The 1,629-nt window shown below is 58.8% G+C and carries 1 protein-coding gene; it reads right to left on the bottom strand.

Annotated elements, in window-relative coordinates:
• Positions 1–1,050 precede the first annotated feature (1,050 nt).
• On the bottom strand, positions 1,051–1,554 hold the full coding sequence (locus tag ACGFZQ_RS52220; RefSeq protein WP_393846514.1) for a hypothetical protein: 504 nt from the start codon (positions 1,552–1,554) through the stop codon (positions 1,051–1,053).
• Positions 1,555–1,629: the final 75 nt, after the last annotated feature.

The following is a 1,629-nucleotide window of genomic DNA, read 5'->3' as shown; positions in this document are numbered from 1 at the left end:
CCGTCCCTGCACCAGCAGCACTCCCGCCGGGACCGTGGAAACCGGCGTCCACCCGGCACGACAGCCGGGCTGCCACCCTGCCCACAATCCACGCGATAAGCCGAAACGGCCCACCGGAAGAACCGACGGACCGTCACGAAAGATCGAGGCTAATAGCGCATCGCAGCTACTGACTCTGCGAGCACCATATCGCCAATGGAGAAGTCCCCTCCGGTGCAAAAAGGGACCCTCGGAATCAATCGACGCGCAGGACAGGACCCTCACATTCACGAATTATAACAAACTTGGAATACTAAAAAATGGAATCATCTGACTTGCGGTCGCCAAATCAAATGTAACGAGCTTCACAAGATCTTCGCTGGCCAGCTGCTATCGCGGCAATGCTCTCGCGATCTCTAGCGCCACATCCACTAGCTCTCGAGAATTAGATGGAAACGCATCCGGATCGCCAAGGGGCAAGTATTTCACAAGATAATGCCGAAGCGTCAAGTTGTCATTTCTGACAAACTCGCGGAGCGCAGCCTCACGCCATTCGGCTGTAAGGTCACCCGAGCCATCTGATTCAGTCCCCGCTTTCCCCTCAACCGCACGTACATCAGATCGTCGCAGTTGCGTATAGTACCAGGATTGAGCTGCCCCGATCCGTTCACGATCTGACCCAATCTTGAGATATTCAAGCAATGCGCGACGAACTCGAAGACGCCCAAAAGCTTCAATTGCCGGCTTAGCGAACCAGCGCGTAAAACTAGGGTCCGGTTCATAAATCGCCGCCGCCACCAGTGGCGTGAAGAAGTCATCCGGGAGGCTCGACCTCGCCGCGAGGGGCCCACACACCGCCCCCCACACGTCACGCGCCGCGTGCGTGTCGTGTGAGGTAGGGCTGACTTCAAGGCCGAGCAGTCGAGCCAGCTGAAGCACAGACGCGAGGTAAGCCTCGGAAGCCTCGCTCGCCTGCGACAGCGTCGAACCAGCGCCTACGGCGTTTTCCGGATCGCTTGCGCCGCTCTGTCCATGCACAGCTGACTCCTCTCTTCCTCCGGATCCCCATGACTATGGTACGTACGGATCCCAAGCATCCGACCCTGGCGCAGGAAGCCCAAATCCCTCAAATGCCTGACGTGCCACATCCTCGAGCGGCATATATGCCTCAGGATCATATTCCCAAGCATCGTAGCCGGGGTGATAGTGGCCCGAATCATTGTCGAACATCGTAATCCGGCCGTTCTCGTCGGCAGTGAACCTGCCGGCCATGAGTACCGGTGCTGGACTCTCGCCTGCTCCAAGGTCCGCCGAAAGACTAGTGTGGCCTCCGTTCAGCCGCGGCGACCCGAAATTAACGACATTGTCTTCGAGCGCTGCCGCGAGGGATCCGTCTCTCTTGACCACGTAGACGTAGTCCCCGGCCGCAAGCGGCTCACCCGGCTTAATCAAGGCATCCGCAGAGACTGGATCCTGAGGGTGATCGTTTACAAATGGGCGGTTGGGCCGCCACACATAGGCCGGCTTACAGGCATCACCGGTGTTGTGCACCAGAATCGGGATGCCGCCCGCCACAACATAGTACGTGTGAAAGCGGGCCGCTCCCTACCTGGGTTTTTGCAGGTCGGCGCGGAACTGCCCGTCCGCCGA

Origin of the sequence: Streptomyces sp. NPDC048254 (genome assembly GCF_043201895.1) — a bacterium.
GTDB lineage: Bacteria > Actinomycetota > Actinomycetes > Streptomycetales > Streptomycetaceae > Streptomyces.
The sequence above is the reverse complement of the archived record's forward strand: the minus strand, read 5'-3'. Positions and strand labels throughout refer to the sequence as shown.